This window comes from Rhizobium sp. FG113, assembly GCF_057809895.1.
The window spans coordinates 170,280-186,973 of the sequence record NZ_JBMDKV010000005.1; the positions used below are offsets into that span (position 1 = coordinate 170,280).

The following is a 16,694-nucleotide window of genomic DNA, read 5'->3' on the forward strand; positions in this document are numbered from 1 at the left end:
CCAGGTTTAAACCTCGCGCCGCATCAAGATGTAGAACCGCGCGCAGAGCATCAGCGCGGCCGTGAACAATCCGATCAGGAAGCCGAGCCAGATGCCGATACCGCCGAGCCCGAGCGGAAACGCCAGCGCCCAAGCCAGGAAGAAGCCGATCGGCCAATAGGCGATCAACGCCAGGATCATCGGGACGCGCGCATCCTTCAGCCCGCGCAGCAGGCCGTTGGCGATCGCCTGCAGACCATCGACCAGCTGGAACAGCCCGGCGATCACGATCAGCGGTCCGGCATAGGCAAGCACCTGCGGCGCCTCGGCCGAGTGGGTGTCGAGGAACCAGCCGGCGAAGAAACCGGGCATGATCGCAAACAGCAACCCGCCGATAGCCGAGATGACGCAGGCGAGTACCGACACCGACACGGCCGCGCGCACCAGCGCCACGCGATCCCCCTGCCCATGCGCGACGCCGACCCTGACGGTCGCCGCCTGCGACAGGCCGAGCGGGATCATGAAGGCGATCGACGCCCACTGCAGCGCGATGCCGTGCGCGGCAAGCTCGATCGTGCCGATCCGGCCCATCAACAGCGACGCCATCGTAAACAGGCTGACTTCGGCAAGGATGGTGACGCTGATCGGCAACCCGAGGCGCACGACCTCGAAGAAAGCCTTCCAGTCCGGCCGCCAGAAGCGAACCAGGATCTCGTAGCGCCGTGTCTCCGGCCGGCTCTGGACGTAAGCCAGGATGAAGAAGAAGCCCGCCGTCTGCACCAGCACCGAGACGATCGCCGCACCGCGCAGCCCCATGGCCGGCAGGCCGAAATGGCCGAGCACCAGCGCGTAGGCGAAGACGGCGTTCAGCACCAGCATGGCGATCGTGACGTTGAGGATCACGGCCGCCTTGCCGATGGCGCTCACAAGCGCGCGCAGCACGTTGTAGAGCAGCCCCGGCAGCACGGCGAACTGGCCGATGACGATATAGCTATCCGCCAGCGCCGCCACCTCGGGCTTCTGCCCGGCGGCAAGCAAGATGTGCTCGGAATTGAAGAAGGCCGGCAGCATCAGCACCCAGAAGGCGATAACGACCCACAGGCCCATGCGCAGCGACCGGCGCACGCTGACGACGTCGCCACGGCCATAGGCTTGCGCCACCATCGGAATGACGGCGATCGAGAAACCGGAGCCGAAAACCAGGATCGTGAACAGGAACTGGCCGGCCAGCACCATCGCCGCCAGATGCTCGGCACCCAGCCGCCCGACGATCATCACGTCGGTGGTGTTGATACCGAGCTGGGCCAGCTGCGCACCGATCAGCGGCACGCCGAGCGCCAGCGTCGCGCGGATATGCGCGCTCCAACGGTTATCGGTTGTCGGCGCCAGCTTTCGCGCGTCGATCGACGTGTCCATGACGGTGTCCTGTGAGTTGGTGCAAATAGTCGCAAGGCGCGACAATATGACCAAGGCTCTAACGGAAATGCCGAGGAAGGGACACCGAAAAATATGCAGATGATGAAATATTCATCATCACATCATCAATTCTGATCGATCACTCGGCCGCCTGACCGAGCGCCTTGTCTGTCTTGGAGACACGCACGCGCAAAAAAAACACCAGGGTGGCGATCAGGATGAAGAACGCCGCCATCAGGAACGGCGCGCCCGCGAAGGTGACCGGCGCATCCGGCTTGGTGAAATAGCCGAACATCTGCGTGAAGATCAGCGGACCGATGATCGTCGTGATGCTGGAAAGGCTCGTCAGCGCCCCCTGGAGCTCACCTTGCGCCGAGGGCGGCACCTTGCCGGCGGCAATGCTGCGAAGCGGCGGATCGGCGATGTTTTCCATCACGGTCAGTACGATGACCGCATAGACCACCCATCCCTCCCAGGCAAAGGCATAGCCAGTGAGACCGACCACCGAGAAACAGAGCCCGACCACCGCCGTCTTCCATTCACCGAGAACGGGCACGATCCTCGGCAGCACCAGCGCCATGACGACGGCGGCACCGATCCCGTAAATGCCGAGCGAAAGCCCGATCTCGCCCTCACTCCAATTGTAGCGGTAGCTGGTGACGAACGACCAGACAGCCGGATAGACGGCATGCGCCAGCCAGAACAGGAACATGACGGCAGCGATCGAACCGATGCCGGAATAGTTTCGCATCTGCTTCAACGCGCCAAGAGGATTGGCCCGCTTCCATTCGAAACGGCGCCGGTTCTTGGCATCGAGCGTCTCGGGCAGCAGGAAGCAGGCCGCGACGAAATTGAGGAACGACACCGCCGCCGCGCCATAAAACGGCACGCGCGGCCCGAACTCGCCGAGGAAGCCGCCGATGACGGGACCGACGGTAAAGCCGACGCCAAACGCGATGCCGATGAGGCCGAAATTCTTGGCGCGGTTCTCTTCGTTGCTGATGTCGGCGATATAGGCCGAACAGGTCGCGAAGCTGCCACCGCTCAAGCCCGCCAGCATGCGCCCGATGAACAGCATCCAGAAACTGGTCGCCACCGCGCAGATAAGATTGTCGATCGCGAAGGTCAAAACCGAAAGCAGCAGCACCGGCCGCCGCCCGAAGCGATCGCTCAGATTGCCGAGCAACGGCGCGAACAAAAACTGCATGCCGGCATAGACGACGAGCAGCCAGCCGCCATCGAGCGCCGCATCGCTGACGGAACCGCCGGTGAGCTGCTCCAGATAAACAGGAAGCACCGGCATGATGATCGCGATCCCGATCACGTCGAGAAAAAGGATCATGAAGACGAGGAACAGTCCACGGCGGACGAATTTTGGATCAAGCATGCTGCATCTCTAAATCAGTACGTGTTCCAGAGGACGATCTCGTCCGCCGCTATGCTACATAGCCGGGAGAATGGAAACAATACGTGAACATTTCAATTGTTTTGATAGGCTAAAGACTTATATTGATAGACAACAGGAACAAATAGTGGACTTCGGGACCTTCTATTACTCCGCCTTTATGAAGTCGATGAAGGCCCGCAGCGCCGCCGGCATGTGGCGACGGCTGGCGTAATAGAGGAGCGGTCCGGAAAACTCCGTCACCCACTCCTCCAGAATGAGCTCCAGCCGCCCGGCCTCAACCTCGGGCATGACCACCTCCTCGAAGGTGCGCATGATGCCGAGGCCGGCAACCGCAGCTCCCACCTCGATCTCCAGCGCATTGGCCGACACCTGCCCCGTCGGCGTGATCATCAGCGTTTCGCCATCGCGATCGAACTCCCAAGGCGTCGCGCTCGTACCGCTCCGGAACCGGTGGATGATGCAATCGTGGTCGATGAGATCGCGCGGATGCTGCGGCACGCCACGCCGCTTGAGATAATCGGACGACGCGGCCGTCACATAGCGCTGCCGGCGCGGACCGATCGGCACGGCGATCATGTCGCGCTCCAGCCGCTCGTCATAGCGAATGCCCGCATCATAGCCGGCGCCGAGCACATCGATGAAACTGTCCTCGCCGATCACCTCGATCCGCACTTTCGGATAGGCCTTCAGAAAACGGTTGATGATATCTGACAGGAAGGAGCGCGCCACGATCGTCGGCACGTTGAGCCTGAGCGTGCCGGATGGTCCCTCGCGAAAGCTGTCGAGCTGCCCGAGCGCCGAAGCGACCTCCCCTAGCGCTGGCGCCAGCCTTTCGAGAAGCCGCTGCCCGGCCTCCGTCGGCGTCACGCTGCGCGTCGTCCGGTTGAGAAGCCGCACCCCGAGCCGCTCCTCTAGACGTCGCAGCGAATCGCTGAGCGACGAGGCCGAAACGCCCCGCTTGCGCGCCACCGCGCGAAAGCTTCTCTCCGTCGCGATTGCCGTGAAGGCATCGAGGTCGCTGAGTGGAAGATCATCCATTGTGCATTTTCCCGCACGATCGGCTCAAATTGAGCCGAACTATCGCACAAGGATGCACAAGACGAAAGCCGGTGAACGCGGCCCTGGAGACGGGACCTGCAACCGTCAGACTGGACCGGAGAACGTATCGCAGGCCTGCATCTGGCCGCTGTCGAAGCCGCGCTTGAACCATTTCACGCGCTGCGCCGAGGTGCCGTGGTTGAAGCTCTCGGGCACGACATAGCCCTGGCTGCGCTTCTGCAGCGTATCGTCGCCGATCTGTTGCGCGGCATTCAGCGCCTCCTCGAGGTCGCCTGCTTCCAGGATACCCTTCTGCTGGGTGAACTTGCCCCAGATCCCGGCGAAGCAATCGGCCTGCAGTTCGACGCGCACCGACATCTTGTTGGCGTCGGCCTCGCTCATACGCTGGCGCGCTTCGTTGAACTTGGGCAGGATGCCGAGCAGGTTCTGCACGTGATGGCCGACCTCGTGCGAGACAACATAGGCCTCGGCGAAATCGCCCGACGCGCCGAACTTGCGGCTAAGCTCGTTGAAGAAGGCGGTGTCGAGATAGACCTTGCGGTCCTGCGGGCAATAGAACGGCCCTGTTGCAGCTGAGGCAAAGCCGCAACCCGACTGCGTCTGCCCGGAAAACAGCACCAGCTTTGGATCTTCGTATTCACGCCCCATCGATTGGAAGATGCCCTGCCACGTATCCTCGGTCTCGGCGAGCACCGTGCGCACGAAGGCGGTCATCTCGTCATTGGCGGGTGTCTGGCTGCCGCCGGACTGGCTCTGCTCGTAACCCGGGCCACTCGACATGCCGCCATCCATCACCTGCAGGAGGTCGATGCCCATGGCCTTGAAGATCAGATAGAGCACGACGAGGAAGATGATGGTGCCGATGCTGAGCCCGCCACCGCGCCGGCCCATGCCGCCGCCAGACGGGAAGCTGAAGCCGCCCCCTCGTCCCAATCCACCCATGGAAGGATCACCGCGACGATCCTCGATATTGTCGGACTGACGCCGGCCTTTCCATTCCATGATGATCTCCCCGCAGAGACTGCTTGCTCTCTCATCCCTTATATATCCGGGGGGATGGGAAATTCCAGCCGATTTCAACCACGCGTATCCGCCCTTCGCGACCATGACAGGCGCTTGACGCGCGCCTTGCTTTCGCCCCTTCTGCACGAGGGAGAAATCGGAGGAGAACTGGCATGAAGGCAGTGCGGCTGGAAGCAATCGGGAAACTCTCGTTCAGTGAGGTAGAGAAGCCACGGCCCGGCGCCGGCGAGCTGCTTGTCCGCGTCGAGGCCTGCGGCATCTGCGGTACCGACAGGCATCTGCTTCACGGCGAATTCCCATCCAGACCACCCGTCACGCTCGGTCACGAATTCACCGGCATCATCGAGGAGATCGGCCCCGCCGTCAGCGGTTTTCGCGAGGGCATGCGCATCACCGGCGACCCAAACATCTCCTGCGGTCAATGCGACCAGTGCCAACGCGGCCGCGTCAATCTTTGCCGCAATCTCCAGGCAATCGGCATCAGCCGCGACGGCGGCTTTGCGGAGTATGTGATCGTCCCGCAAAAGCAGGCCTTCGTCCTGCCCGATGACCTCGATCCCGTCCACGGCGCCTTCTGCGAACCACTCGCCTGCTGCCTGCACGGTGTCGATCTGGCCGAGATCAGGACCGGCTCGTCTGTGGTCGTATTGGGCGGCGGCGTCATCGGCCTGCTGGTCGTGCAACTCGCGCGCCTTGCCGGCGCCACCGACGTTGTGCTCGTCACCCGCAGCGCCGACAAGCGGCGGCTGGCCGAAAGCCTCGGCGCGACAGTGACCGCAGACCCTAGTGATGGCGACATCATCAAACACATCACCGCGCCGGATGGTCTGTTGCCGGGCGGCGCCGATGTGGTCATCGAATGCGCCGGCGTCGCCGAGACCGTCGAGCAGGCCCCTCCCCTTGCCCGTCATGGCGGTACAGTCGTGATTCTCGGCGTCATGCCGCAGGGCGCGAAAGTGTCGATCGAGCCCTTCGACCTGCTGTTTCGCGAAATCAGGCTGATCGGCTCGTTCATCAATCCCTTCACCCACAGACGCGCCGCAGATCTGGTTGCCTCGGGCGTTATCAAGGTGGAGCCCCTGATATCGCGCCGTATCGGGCCTGCCGAAGCGGTGGATGCGATCAGCAATCCGGCCCGTCCGGGCGAGATTCGAGCGCTGGTTTTGCCAGGTCTTGGCTAGCCCCTTCCGATTCCTGTCGATTCCGAAAATTATGGGGTTCCGTTCACGGATACATTTGCCTATAAGCCGCTTCTAGCCTGAAAAGACCATCATATGCGCGACCCGGCCGGTGCCTCCCACCCTGGCCGGCTTTCTGCGCAGCTAGGAAACGGAAAAAAGCCCATGCCGAAGCGCCAAGACATCAAATCGATCCTCATCATCGGCGCAGGACCGATCGTCATTGGCCAGGCATGCGAGTTTGACTATTCCGGTACCCAGGCCTGCAAGGCGCTGCGCGAAGAAGGTTTTCGCGTCATCCTGGTCAACTCCAACCCGGCAACGATCATGACCGATCCGGGCCTCGCCGACGCAACTTACGTCGAGCCGATCACGCCTGAAGTCGTCGCCAAGATCATCGCCAAGGAACGCCCGGACGCACTGCTGCCGACCATGGGCGGCCAGACGGCGCTCAACACCGCGCTATCGCTGAAGCGCATGGGCGTGCTCGATCGCTACAATGTCGAGATGATCGGCGCCAAGCCGGCCGCCATCGACATGGCTGAAGACCGCGCGCTGTTCCGCGAAGCCATGGCCCGCATCGGCCTCGAAACCCCGAAATCGATGCTCGCCAATGCCACGGACATCAAGGATGCAGACCGCAAGGCACATGAGGCCGGGCGCGCCAAGCTGCGCGAAACGCTGTCGGGTGCCGATCTCGACAAGGCGTTGGACGATCTGGAAAACACCTGGAACCTCGGCGAAACCGTCCGCAAGCAGCGTTACATGGCACATGCCATGGCGATCGGCGCCCAGGCTCTCGACGTTGTCGGCCTACCGGCCATCATTCGTCCGTCCTTCACACTTGGCGGCACCGGTGGCGGCATTGCCTATAACCGCTCGGAATTTTTCGAGATCGTCGGCTCCGGCCTCGACGCCTCGCCGACGACAGAAGTGCTGATCGAAGAATCGGTCCTTGGCTGGAAGGAATATGAGATGGAAGTGGTCCGCGACACGGCGGACAACTGCATCATCATCTGCTCGATCGAAAACATCGACCCGATGGGCGTCCACACGGGCGATTCCATCACTGTCGCGCCGGCTTTGACGCTGACCGACAAGGAATACCAGATCATGCGTAACGCCTCGATCGCGGTTCTGCGCGAGATCGGCGTCGAAACCGGCGGCTCGAACGTTCAGTTCGCCGTCAACCCGAAGGACGGCCGCCTGGTCGTCATCGAAATGAACCCGCGCGTCTCGCGCTCGTCCGCTCTCGCATCCAAGGCCACCGGCTTCCCGATCGCCAAGGTCGCGGCCAAGCTCGCCATCGGTTACACGCTCGACGAACTGGAAAACGACATCACCGGCGGCGCAACGCCTGCCTCGTTCGAACCGTCGATCGATTATGTCGTTACAAAGATCCCACGTTTTGCCTTCGAAAAATTCCCGGGCGCCTCGCCGGTCCTGACCACCGCCATGAAGTCGGTCGGTGAAGTCATGGCCATCGGCCGCACCTTTGCCGAATCGCTGCAGAAGGCGCTGCGCGGTCTCGAAACCGGCCTGACCGGTCTCGACGAGATCGAAATCCCCGGCATGGAAGAAGGCGAAGGCAACAAGAACGCCATTCGCGCCGCCATCGGCACGCCGACGCCGGATCGCCTGCGTCAGGTCGCACAGGCACTGCGTTTCGGCCTCACCGAGGAAGAAGTGCACGAAGCTTGCAAGATCGATCCTTGGTTCATCGCTCAGTTCAAGGCGATCGTCGACAAGGAAGCCCGCATTCGCGAGCACGGCCTGCCGACCGATGCCGAAAACCTGCGCAAGCTGAAGGCCATGGGCTTCTCCGATGCCCGCCTCGCCTCGCTCACCTCCAAGCGTCCGAAGGAAGTGGCCGAACTGCGCAACGCGCTCAACGTGCGCCCGGTGTTCAAGCGTATCGACACCTGCGCCGCCGAATTCGCCTCGCCGACCGCCTATATGTACTCGACCTACGAAACCCCGTTCGTCGGCGAACTGCGCTCGGAAGCGGAAGTTTCCGCCGCCAAGAAGGTCGTCATCCTCGGCGGTGGCCCGAACCGTATCGGCCAGGGCATCGAGTTCGACTATTGCTGCTGCCACGCCGCCTTCGCGCTGAAGGATGCCGGTTATGAAGCGATCATGATCAACTGCAACCCGGAAACCGTCTCGACCGACTACGACACGTCCGACCGCCTCTATTTCGAGCCGCTGACGGCCGAAGACGTGATCGAGATCCTGCGCGCCGAGCAGGAAAAGGGCGAAGTCGTCGGCGTCATCGTCCAGTTCGGCGGCCAGACCCCGCTGAAGCTCGCCGAAGCGCTGGAAAAGAACGGTATCCCGATTCTCGGCACCGCGCCCGACATGATCGACCTCGCCGAAGACCGCGACCGCTTCCAGAAGCTCTTGATGAAGCTCGACCTGACGCAGCCGAACAACGGCATCGCCTATTCGGTCGAACAGGCCCGCACGGTTGCCTCCGAGATCGGCTTCCCGCTGGTCGTGCGCCCCTCCTACGTTCTGGGTGGCCGCGCCATGCAGATCATCCATCAGGAAAGCCAGCTGCAGACCTACCTGCTCGACACCGTGCCGGAACTGGTTCCGGAAGACATCAAGCAGCGCTACCCGAACGACAAGACCGGCCAGATCAACACCCTGCTCGGCAAGAACCCGCTTCTGTTCGACAGCTACCTGTCGAACGCGATCGAAGTGGACGTCGACTGCCTCTGCGACGGCAAGGACGTCTTCATCGCCGGCATCATGGAGCACATCGAGGAAGCCGGCATCCACTCGGGCGATAGCGCCTGCTCGCTGCCGCCGCGCACCCTTTCCGAGGCGATGATCGACGAGCTGGAGCGCCAGGCCAAGTCTATGGCCAAGGCCCTCAACGTCGTTGGCCTGATGAACGTGCAGTTCGCCATCAAGGACGAGACGGTCTACGTTCTCGAAGTCAACCCGCGCGCCTCGCGTACCGTGCCGTTCGTGGCCAAGACGATCGGTGCGCCGATCGCCAAGATCGCGGCCCGCGCCATGGCAGGCGAACAGCTCGACGCAACATTTGCTGCCTACGGCACCAAGCCGGATCCGCGTAACCTGAAACACATCGCCGTCAAGGAAGCCGTGTTCCCGTTCGCCCGTTTCCCGGGCGTCGATACGCTGCTTGGCCCGGAAATGCGCTCGACCGGCGAAGTCATCGGCCTCGACACCGATTTCGCGCTGGCCTTCGCCAAGAGCCAGCTCGGCGCCGGCGTCGAACTGCCGCGTGATGGTGCCGTTTTCGTCTCGGTCCGCGACAGCGACAAGACCCGTGTCCTTCCGGCCATCCGCATTCTGGTGGAGATCGGCTTCAAGGTTCTGGCCACCGGCGGCACCGCCCGCTTCCTCGCCGAACACGGCATCGAAGCCACCAAGATCAACAAGGTTCTGGAAGGCCGCCCGCATATCGAGGACGCCATCCGCAACCGTCAGGTCCAGCTGGTCATCAACACGACGGACAGCAACAAGGCGATCTCGGACTCGAAATCGCTGCGCCGCGCCACGCTGATGCAGAAGGTGCCCTATTACACCACCATGGCCGGCGCCGAAGCCGCCGCCATGGCGATCAAGGCACTGAAGGCCGGCAATCTGGAAGTTCGCCCGCTGCAGAGCTACTTCGCCTAAGATTCAAAGCCGGCCGTGACCCTTCACGGCCGGCTTTTTCGCCGCACAGCGACCAGCGTGACAACACGCCGAAGTGTCGCAAAACGCGACAATCCACCTGAGATTTCAAACCCTTCGCGATCATGTTACGATATCCCCACACGTGAGGGGCATCGATGGGCAAGAATATCGTCATTCTGTTCGATGGCACGTCGAACGAAATCTCCGCCGACCGCACCAATATTCTGAGGCTGTTCGGCGTTCTCGACCGCAGCGACAGGCAGATCGTCTATTACGATCCCGGCGTCGGCACCTTCGGCGCCGCCAATGCCTGGTCCAACGCCTACCGCAAGACGGTCGAACTCTGGGGCCTGGCGACCGGATGGGGCCTCGATCAGAACGTCAAGGAGGCCTACCGCTTCCTCGTCGACAATTACGAGCCCGGCGAACCGGGGGACGATCAAGAGTATCGGGACCGCGACAACATCTACATCTTCGGCTTCAGCCGCGGCGCCTATACGGCGCGGGTGCTGGCAGGCTTCGTCCACTCGCTCGGGCTGATGAGCAAGTACCACGTCAACCTGATCGACTACGCCTACAACACCTACAAGGGCATCTCCGAAAGCGAGCAGCAGCAGGGCGGAGCAGATGCCGCCGATGTGGATTGGGATGCGCCCTCGGCCTTCAAAACCATGCGTCTCTACGAGCGCACGCTGAAGACAGACCGCCCGCCGATCAAGCTGCTCGGCCTCTTCGACACCGTCTCCTCGGTCATTGTTTGGGGCAAATGGCGCCCGCAGCTCCTGACGCTTCCCTTCACCGATCGCAATCCGAGCGTGGAAGTAGTCCGCCACGCGCTCGCCATCGATGAGCGGCGAACCATGTTCAATCCGCTGCCATGGCGGCAAGGGCAGGACTATTGGGGCGGCCCCTTCAAGCCGCCCGCCCCGCCCCCGCAGAACGTGAAGGAAGTCTGGTTCTCCGGTGTTCATGGCGATATCGGCGGCGGCTATCCGGAAGCGGAGAGTGCGGCTATCAAGATACCACTCGCCTGGATGATCGCCGAGACCCGAAGCACCGGCCTCATCTACAACGAGGACGCCGTCAAGGAACTCGTTCATGGCGACAACCCGACGAAGAGCTATGTCCGGCCGGCCCCAACGGCACCGCTGCACGACTCCATGAACTGGGCGTGGAAGCTGCTCGAATATGTGCCGAGGCGGGTGCCGATCACCTCCTGGCGCAAGCGCGGCGACACGACGCGCATCTACCTGCCGCTGGCCGACCACCGCTTTATCCCCGACGGCGCCTCGTTGCACCAATCGGTGATCGACCGACTGTCGTCTACGGCAGCACCGCCCTACGCCCCGCCGAACCTGCCGCTACGCTTCGAGACGGAGCCCTGGAGCAACGACGGCCCGCCACCATCAGAAGATTCGGAGGTCGTTCCGATCACTCCGGCCGCTTGAAATAGGCCTCGAGCCGGTAGCCGTCAGGATCGATGACGAAGGCAGCATAGTAGAACTGGCTGTAATCCGGCCGCACGCCCGGCGCACCATTGTCGGTTCCGCCATTGGCAAGCCCGGCCGCGTAAAACGCATCGACGGACTCCTCCGACGGAGCCACGAAGCAGAAATGCAGCCCCGATTCCATATCGGGCGCCACCGGCCGCGCCACCTCGCCGACCCAGAGCCCCACCCGATCAGCGCCATAGCCGCTGACATTGCCGAAGTTCGTCAGCCGCTCATAGCCGAGCGGCGCCAGCGCGGCATCGTAGAACGCCTGCGACTTCTCAAGGCTCTTCACACCAATCGACACATGATCGAACATAAACGGTCTCCAGATTGCTTCATCGGCAACGCTACAACATTCGCGCCGAAGCGCCATGGCAATTCGCAAGGCGAGCGATCGTCAGGCCGCCATCCCGGCCATCAGCTCGCGCACCCGCACCATATCGGCCCGAAACAGCGCCATCTCCTCCGCCTTCAGCCGCTCGTCGGGAATGCGCAGCAGATAGGACGGATGGACGGTGACGAACAGTGTTCGCTCTTTCCCCATCCTGATCGGCTGCCCCCTGATATCGGACAGCTTGTGCTTCGTATCCGTCAGCGCCGTCAGCGCGGTCGCGCCCATGGCGACGATCAGCTTCGGCTTGATGAGTTCGATCTCCAGGTTGAGCCACCAGCGGCAATGCGTGACCTCGCCCATGTTCGGCCGCTGGTGGATGCGGCGCTTGCCGCGCGGCTCGTATTTGAAGTGCTTCACCGCATTGGTGACATAGACCGACTGCCGGTCGATCCCGGCGTCGCCGACCACCTGATCGAACACCTTGCCCGCCGGCCCCACAAACGGCCGCCCGGCGAGATCCTCCTGATCTCCGGGCTGCTCCCCGACGAACATCACGTTCGCATCTTCAGGCCCCTCGCCGAACACAGTCTGCGTCGCCTTTTCATGCAACGGACAGCGCATGCAGACGACCGCCTCCTCACGCAGCGACGCCAGCGTGCCCACGGGCGCCCTCGGCGTTGCGGGCACGCGGCGCGCGGCCTCCTGCAACCGGTCGTGAAACGGCAGCGGCTCGCTCGCCTGGCGTTTGGCCATCTCCAGAACCTTGCTTTCCGCATCGGCGATCATGCCGGGAATGAGATCGGCCTCGGGCAGGTTCTTCCAGTATTTCTTCGGCATCTCCGCCTGCATCGCCTTCACCTTGAGGCGCGCCGGATTGAAGATATTGGCGTAATAGGTCCGCCACAGCTGATCGGCCGGGTCGGTGAGATCGGGCTTCTCACACGGATCATGGCTGACGGTCAGCTTCTCGCCGTCCCAGGCAGCCGACCCCTTGGGCGTCGCGATCACCCAGTCCATGTCGTTGAACCGCTTCTGGAAAAACGGCGCCTTGCGGGCGACGATGTGATGATCCGGCTCGAACCAGGCGAGAAACTTCCGCCGCCCGTTAAGCGATATCCCCGATCCCACCTCCTTGAACCGCACGAAGGCGGTCATCTTGTGGGCGTCGCGGCGCACGCTCTTGTCCATCGCCCGCGCCCGCGCCACGTCCTCGTCCGAGGCGACGTCGAGCAATGACCGATCACTTTGCAGCCGCCAGAGCAGCCGGTAGAGCAGATAGAAACGCATCGGATCGCTATGGCAGATCACCGCCTCCGCAAGCCCGATAAAAGCGGGCGGTACCGTCAGCGGCTTGGAAGCATCGAGCGTCGGCAGTTTCGACGACACTTCAGGGGCCGCAAACAGATCCGTCTCGCGATACCGCTCCCGCCAGTCGATCTCTTCGGGCGCAACACCGGATGCAGCCAACCGCCGCGCCTCGTCGCGCCACTCGGCCAATTCCCCCCGGCCCTCCAGCAACACGGTAATCATCACAGCAACGACAGTTGTTCCGGCTTCGGCTCGAACATCGCCCTCAGATCCGGCCGGTCAATCAGCCGGCGCGGCGACCAGCCCTCGGCCGAGATGAACGCCTGCACCTTCTTGATCGACACGCCGAGCCGCGTCAGATCCTCGATCCGGAGCTTTCTGAAACGACGCGCCGACAGGATCGATTTCACCGTCTTCGTCCCCAGTCCCGGCACCCTCAGCAGCGTCTCGCGCGGCGCCCTGTTGATATCGACCGGAAAATCGTTGCGATTGCCGAGCGCCCAGGCGAGTTTCGGGTCGAGATTGAGGTCGAGCATGCCGCCCTCCTGCGAGGACGTAATCTCGTCGATCCCGAAGCCATAGAAGCGATAGAGCCAGTCGGCTTGGTAGAGCCGGTGTTCGCGCATCAAGGGCGGCTTGATCAGCGGCAGGTTTTTCGACGAGTCGGGAATAGGGCTGAAGGCCGAGTAGTAGACGCGCCGCAGCCCATAGCTTCCGTAAAGCTGCGCGCTGGTCCCGAGAATGGTCGCGTCATTGGCGCCGTCGGCCCCAACGATCATCTGCGTGCTCTGCCCGCCCGGCACGAAGCGCTTGCGCCGCTTGGTCTGCAGCGTCGGCTCGGACGCGGCCTCGATCTTCAGTCTCAGATCGCCCATCGAGCGGCGAATGCTGGCCGGTTTCTTTTCCGGCGCCAGCTGAGCGATGCCGCGGTCGGTCGGCAGCTCGATATTGAGCGACAGACGGTCGGCATAGAGCCCGGCTTCCTCGATCAGATGCGGCGAGGCCTCTGGAATGGATTTCAGGTGGATGTAGCCCCGGAAATTATGCGTGGTGCGAAGCTCGCGCACGATCCGCACCATCTCCTCCATCGTGTGGTCGGAGGAGCGGATGATCCCCGACGACAAAAAGAGCCCCTCGATATAGTTGCGCCGATAGAACTCCAGCGTCAGCCAGATAACCTCTTCCGGCGTGAACCGCGCCCGCTCTACATTGCTGGACGAGCGGTTGATGCAATAGGCGCAGTCGTAGATGCAGAAATTGGTGAGCAGGATCTTCAGCAGCGATATGCATCGTCCATCCGGCGCATAGGCATGGCAGATGCCGGCACCTTCAGTCGAACCAAGCCCGCCGCTCTTGCCGGAATCGCGCTTAGTCGTTCCGCTGGAGGCGCAGGAGGCGTCATATTTGGCCGCGTCCGAGAGGATGGCCAACCGCTCTTCGAGTGACTTCTTCATGTCTGTGTTCACTATATGTTCCATCGCTAACAGTCAAGAAAAGCCGCTTCCAATTGATGTTTTTCAAGTTTGACGCGAAAAGCCATGAGGGGTTGCAAGTCGCTTCATCGAATTCTCTGGAAATCGACGGAGGCAATCTGCTATAAACGAAGCAGATAGAGTTTTTGCATGGTTCCGAAGTTCCCCTTCGGGACCTGTTTTCTTTTGTGTCTCTGCCTAGCCGACACAAAGACTGAAGGACAAGAAAATGGTTGATAAGGTACCGATGACGCAGGGTGGTTTCGTCAAGCTGCAGGAAGAACTGCGCTGGCGTCAGCAGGAAGAACGCCCGCGAATCATCGAGGCGATTGCCGAGGCCCGCGCACACGGCGACCTCTCGGAAAACGCCGAGTACCATGCCGCCAAGGAAGCACAGAGCCACAACGAAGGCCGCATCGGCGAGCTCGAGGATCTGACGGCGCGCGCCGAGGTCATCGACCTCTCCAAGATGTCCGGCAGCACGATCAAGTTCGGCGCCAAGGTGAAGCTCGTCGATGAGGACACCGAGGAAGAAAAGACCTACCAGATCGTCGGCGACCAGGAAGCCGACGTGAAGGCCGGCCGCATCTCCATCTCCTCCCCGATCGCCCGCGCGCTGATCGGCAAGGAAGTCGGCGATTCCATCGAAGTCAACGCGCCCGGCGGCTCCAAGGCTTACGAAGTTCTGGCCATCACCTGGGGCTGAGGACATTGGCGGATCGCGGCCGATCGCACCTCGTCGATATCGCTGACGTCGAAATCATAGCGCCGAACTTCAAGAAGCGTCTATCAGGCGTCACCTCGACGATCATCCAGCTTATCCCGGTCCAGCGGGCGCTCGGTCAGAAGATCGCGGCGCTCGGGCCCGGCCTGCCGGCATCGATCCCTCACATCCGCTTCCGCGATCTCTCAAAATTGTGGCGCGCACCTTCGACCCGGCCATTCCGCGTCTGGCATGCCCGCCGCAACATCGAGATGCTCCCTGCCCTGATCATGCGAGACATCCTGCGCATGAAGCTGAAGATCGTCTTCACTTCCGCTTCGCAGCGCAAGCACAGCGGCTGGACGAAGTTTCTTGTCTCGAAGATGGACGCGGTGATCGCGACCTCGGGCAAGACGGCGAACTATCTGGAAGTCCCGAGCACCGTCATCCTGCACGGCATCGACACCGCCCGCTTCTCGCCGCCCTTGGATAAGGCGCAAGCCAAGCGCGAATGCGGCCTCGATCCGGACAAGAAGATCGCCGGCTGCTTCGGCCGCGTCCGCCACCAGAAGGGCACCGACCTCTTCGTCGATACCATGCTGCGGCTTCTCCCCGATCATCCCGAGTGGAGCGCCATCATCGCCGGCCGCGCCACGGCCCAGCATGTCGAGTTCGAGAACGGCCTGAAGGCCAAGGTCGCCGCCGCCGGCCTCTCCGACCGCATCCTCTTCGTCGGCGAGCACACCAATATCAACGACTGGTACCGCGCGCTCGATCTCTTCGTCGCGCCGCAGCGCTGGGAAGGTTTTGGCCTGACCCCGCTCGAAGCGATGGCCACAGGCGTCCCCGTCGTCGCAACCGACGTCGGCGCTTTTCCCGAAATCGTCACGACAGGCGATAACGGCGCAGGCCTGCTGATCGCCCGCGACGATCTCGATGCGATGGCAAACGCCGTTTCGGAACTCATGGCTGATGAAATCAGCCTGGCACGGCTCGCCGCCAATGCCCAGACGCATGTCATGGAAAACTTCCGCATCGAAGGCGAGGCCACGAAGCTGAAGGCCGTCTACGACAGCCTCGGCTGAGACGAAGTCAGACTTCGGTCAATCCAAGCTTCTTGATCTGGCGGATCGTCAGCATGGTGCGCACGGTGTCGACATGCTCGTTGGCGGTCAACACCTCGATGACGAAGTCTTGGAACCGCGTCAGGTTTTCAGCCACGCAATGCAGCAGGAAGTCGCTGTCGCCCGAAACCATCCAGGCCTGGCGCACCAGCGGCCACTGCGTCGTCGCCGCGGCAAACGCCTTGAGATTGGCTTCCGACTGGTGCTTCAGCCCGACCATGCAGAAGGCGACGAGATCGAAGCCCAGCTTCGGGCTGTTCAGCATCGCGTGGTAGCCTTCGATGACGCCGGACTCTTCCAGCTTGCGCACACGCCGAAGGCAGGGCGGCGCCGAGATGCCGACCCGGTCGGCGAGCTCGACGTTGGTCATGCGGCCATCCGCCTGCAGCTCACGCAAGATCTTGATATCGATGGCGTCCAGTTCAGCGCGAACCAAGCGAGTGCCTTTCTTTAAATTCCCGAATCCAGCTTCTATATAAAGCGGCACAATACGCAAGAATCTTTCCCTAACATGACGGAATCTTGCACATCCACACCGAATGC

Annotated in this window: 13 protein-coding genes; 5 read left to right on the forward strand and 8 right to left on the reverse strand. The window is 62.3% G+C overall.

The features are described 5' to 3' along the window. Positions 1-6: 6 nt before the first annotated feature. The 4 genes from ACODTZ_RS15625 to ypfJ form a co-directional block, all read right to left on the reverse strand. A complete protein-coding gene (locus ACODTZ_RS15625; protein ID WP_489026712.1) occupies positions 7-1,395 on the reverse strand; it encodes an MATE family efflux transporter in 1,389 nt (462 codons plus the stop codon). Positions 1,396-1,534: 139 nt separating this feature from the next. Then, positions 1,535-2,782, reverse strand: a complete 1,248-nt coding sequence (locus tag ACODTZ_RS15630) for a TCR/Tet family MFS transporter (protein ID WP_489026713.1) — start codon at positions 2,780-2,782, stop codon at positions 1,535-1,537. A gap of 165 nt (positions 2,783-2,947) precedes the next feature. Then, positions 2,948-3,841 carry a LysR family transcriptional regulator gene (locus tag ACODTZ_RS15635; RefSeq protein WP_489026714.1) on the reverse strand — a complete coding sequence of 298 codons (894 nt, stop codon included), beginning with the start codon at positions 3,839-3,841 and terminating at the stop codon, positions 2,948-2,950. Positions 3,842-3,946: 105 nt separating this feature from the next. Beyond that, positions 3,947-4,864: a KPN_02809 family neutral zinc metallopeptidase gene (ypfJ, locus tag ACODTZ_RS15640; protein ID WP_112944385.1), complete on the reverse strand. Its 918-nt coding sequence runs from the start codon at positions 4,862-4,864 to the stop codon at positions 3,947-3,949. A gap of 173 nt (positions 4,865-5,037) precedes the next feature. On the opposite strand from ypfJ, the gene ACODTZ_RS15645 reads away from it, so the two are divergent. The 3 genes from ACODTZ_RS15645 to ACODTZ_RS15655 all read left to right on the forward strand — a co-directional run bounded on the left by ACODTZ_RS15645 (position 5,038) and on the right by ACODTZ_RS15655 (position 11,165). After that, positions 5,038-6,066 (forward strand): zinc-dependent alcohol dehydrogenase family protein, encoded by a 1,029-nt coding sequence (locus tag ACODTZ_RS15645; RefSeq protein ID WP_489026715.1) that lies wholly within the window; start codon positions 5,038-5,040, stop codon positions 6,064-6,066. A gap of 162 nt (positions 6,067-6,228) precedes the next feature. Continuing rightward, positions 6,229-9,717: a carbamoyl-phosphate synthase large subunit gene (gene carB / locus ACODTZ_RS15650; protein ID WP_489026716.1), complete on the forward strand. Its 3,489-nt coding sequence runs from the start codon at positions 6,229-6,231 to the stop codon at positions 9,715-9,717. A 155-nt stretch (positions 9,718-9,872) separates the two neighbouring features. Then, complete coding sequence (locus ACODTZ_RS15655) at positions 9,873-11,165, forward strand: T6SS phospholipase effector Tle1-like catalytic domain-containing protein (protein ID WP_489026717.1); 1,293 nt, start codon at positions 9,873-9,875, stop codon at positions 11,163-11,165. On the opposite strand, the gene ACODTZ_RS15660 is transcribed toward ACODTZ_RS15655, so the two are convergent. The 3 genes from ACODTZ_RS15660 to ACODTZ_RS15670 form a co-directional block, all read right to left on the reverse strand. Then, complete coding sequence (locus ACODTZ_RS15660; RefSeq protein ID WP_283194206.1) at positions 11,149-11,526, reverse strand: VOC family protein; 378 nt, start codon at positions 11,524-11,526, stop codon at positions 11,149-11,151. The genes ACODTZ_RS15655 and ACODTZ_RS15660 overlap by 17 nt on opposite strands. An 81-nt stretch (positions 11,527-11,607) precedes the next feature. Next, positions 11,608-13,074 (reverse strand): UdgX family uracil-DNA binding protein, encoded by a 1,467-nt coding sequence (locus tag ACODTZ_RS15665; protein WP_489026718.1) that lies wholly within the window; start codon positions 13,072-13,074, stop codon positions 11,608-11,610. Continuing rightward, on the reverse strand, positions 13,074-14,306 hold the full coding sequence (locus ACODTZ_RS15670) for a putative DNA modification/repair radical SAM protein (RefSeq protein ID WP_112980119.1): 1,233 nt from the start codon (positions 14,304-14,306) through the stop codon (positions 13,074-13,076). Before ACODTZ_RS15670 ends, ACODTZ_RS15665 begins: the two co-directional genes overlap by 1 nt. A gap of 247 nt (positions 14,307-14,553) precedes the next feature. Between ACODTZ_RS15670 and greA the strand changes: the two genes are divergently transcribed. Together greA and ACODTZ_RS15680 are read left to right on the forward strand one after the other, a co-directional pair. Then, positions 14,554-15,030, forward strand: coding sequence for a transcription elongation factor GreA (greA, locus tag ACODTZ_RS15675; RefSeq protein ID WP_018897430.1), 477 nt, complete (start codon positions 14,554-14,556; stop codon positions 15,028-15,030). 5 nt (positions 15,031-15,035) lie between these two features. Then, on the forward strand, positions 15,036-16,112 hold the full coding sequence (locus ACODTZ_RS15680; RefSeq protein WP_489026719.1) for a glycosyltransferase family 4 protein: 1,077 nt from the start codon (positions 15,036-15,038) through the stop codon (positions 16,110-16,112). Positions 16,113-16,119: 7 nt separating this feature from the next. Here ACODTZ_RS15680 and ACODTZ_RS15685 read toward each other — a convergent pair whose 3' ends face one another. Beyond that, positions 16,120-16,587: an Lrp/AsnC family transcriptional regulator gene (locus ACODTZ_RS15685; protein ID WP_018897428.1), complete on the reverse strand. Its 468-nt coding sequence runs from the start codon at positions 16,585-16,587 to the stop codon at positions 16,120-16,122. Positions 16,588-16,694 lie beyond the last annotated feature (107 nt).

Excerpts from the sequence above, each read along its gene's own strand:
- ACODTZ_RS15625 (WP_489026712.1), bottom strand. The coding sequence starts at position 1,395 with ATGGACACGTCGATCGACGCGCGAAAGCTGGCGCCGACAACCGATAAC.
- ACODTZ_RS15630 (WP_489026713.1), bottom strand. The coding sequence starts at position 2,782 with ATGCTTGATCCAAAATTCGTCCGCCGTGGACTGTTCCTCGTCTTCATG.
- ACODTZ_RS15635 (WP_489026714.1), bottom strand. The coding sequence starts at position 3,841 with ATGGATGATCTTCCACTCAGCGACCTCGATGCCTTCACGGCAATCGCG.
- ypfJ (WP_112944385.1), bottom strand. The coding sequence starts at position 4,864 with ATGGAATGGAAAGGCCGGCGTCAGTCCGACAATATCGAGGATCGTCGC.
- ACODTZ_RS15645 (WP_489026715.1), top strand. The coding sequence starts at position 5,038 with ATGAAGGCAGTGCGGCTGGAAGCAATCGGGAAACTCTCGTTCAGTGAG.
- carB (WP_489026716.1), top strand. The coding sequence starts at position 6,229 with ATGCCGAAGCGCCAAGACATCAAATCGATCCTCATCATCGGCGCAGGA.
- ACODTZ_RS15655 (WP_489026717.1), top strand. The coding sequence starts at position 9,873 with ATGGGCAAGAATATCGTCATTCTGTTCGATGGCACGTCGAACGAAATC.
- ACODTZ_RS15660 (WP_283194206.1), bottom strand. The coding sequence starts at position 11,526 with ATGTTCGATCATGTGTCGATTGGTGTGAAGAGCCTTGAGAAGTCGCAG.
- ACODTZ_RS15665 (WP_489026718.1), bottom strand. The coding sequence starts at position 13,074 with ATGATTACCGTGTTGCTGGAGGGCCGGGGGGAATTGGCCGAGTGGCGC.
- ACODTZ_RS15670 (WP_112980119.1), bottom strand. The coding sequence starts at position 14,306 with ATGAAGAAGTCACTCGAAGAGCGGTTGGCCATCCTCTCGGACGCGGCC.
- greA (WP_018897430.1), top strand. The coding sequence starts at position 14,554 with ATGGTTGATAAGGTACCGATGACGCAGGGTGGTTTCGTCAAGCTGCAG.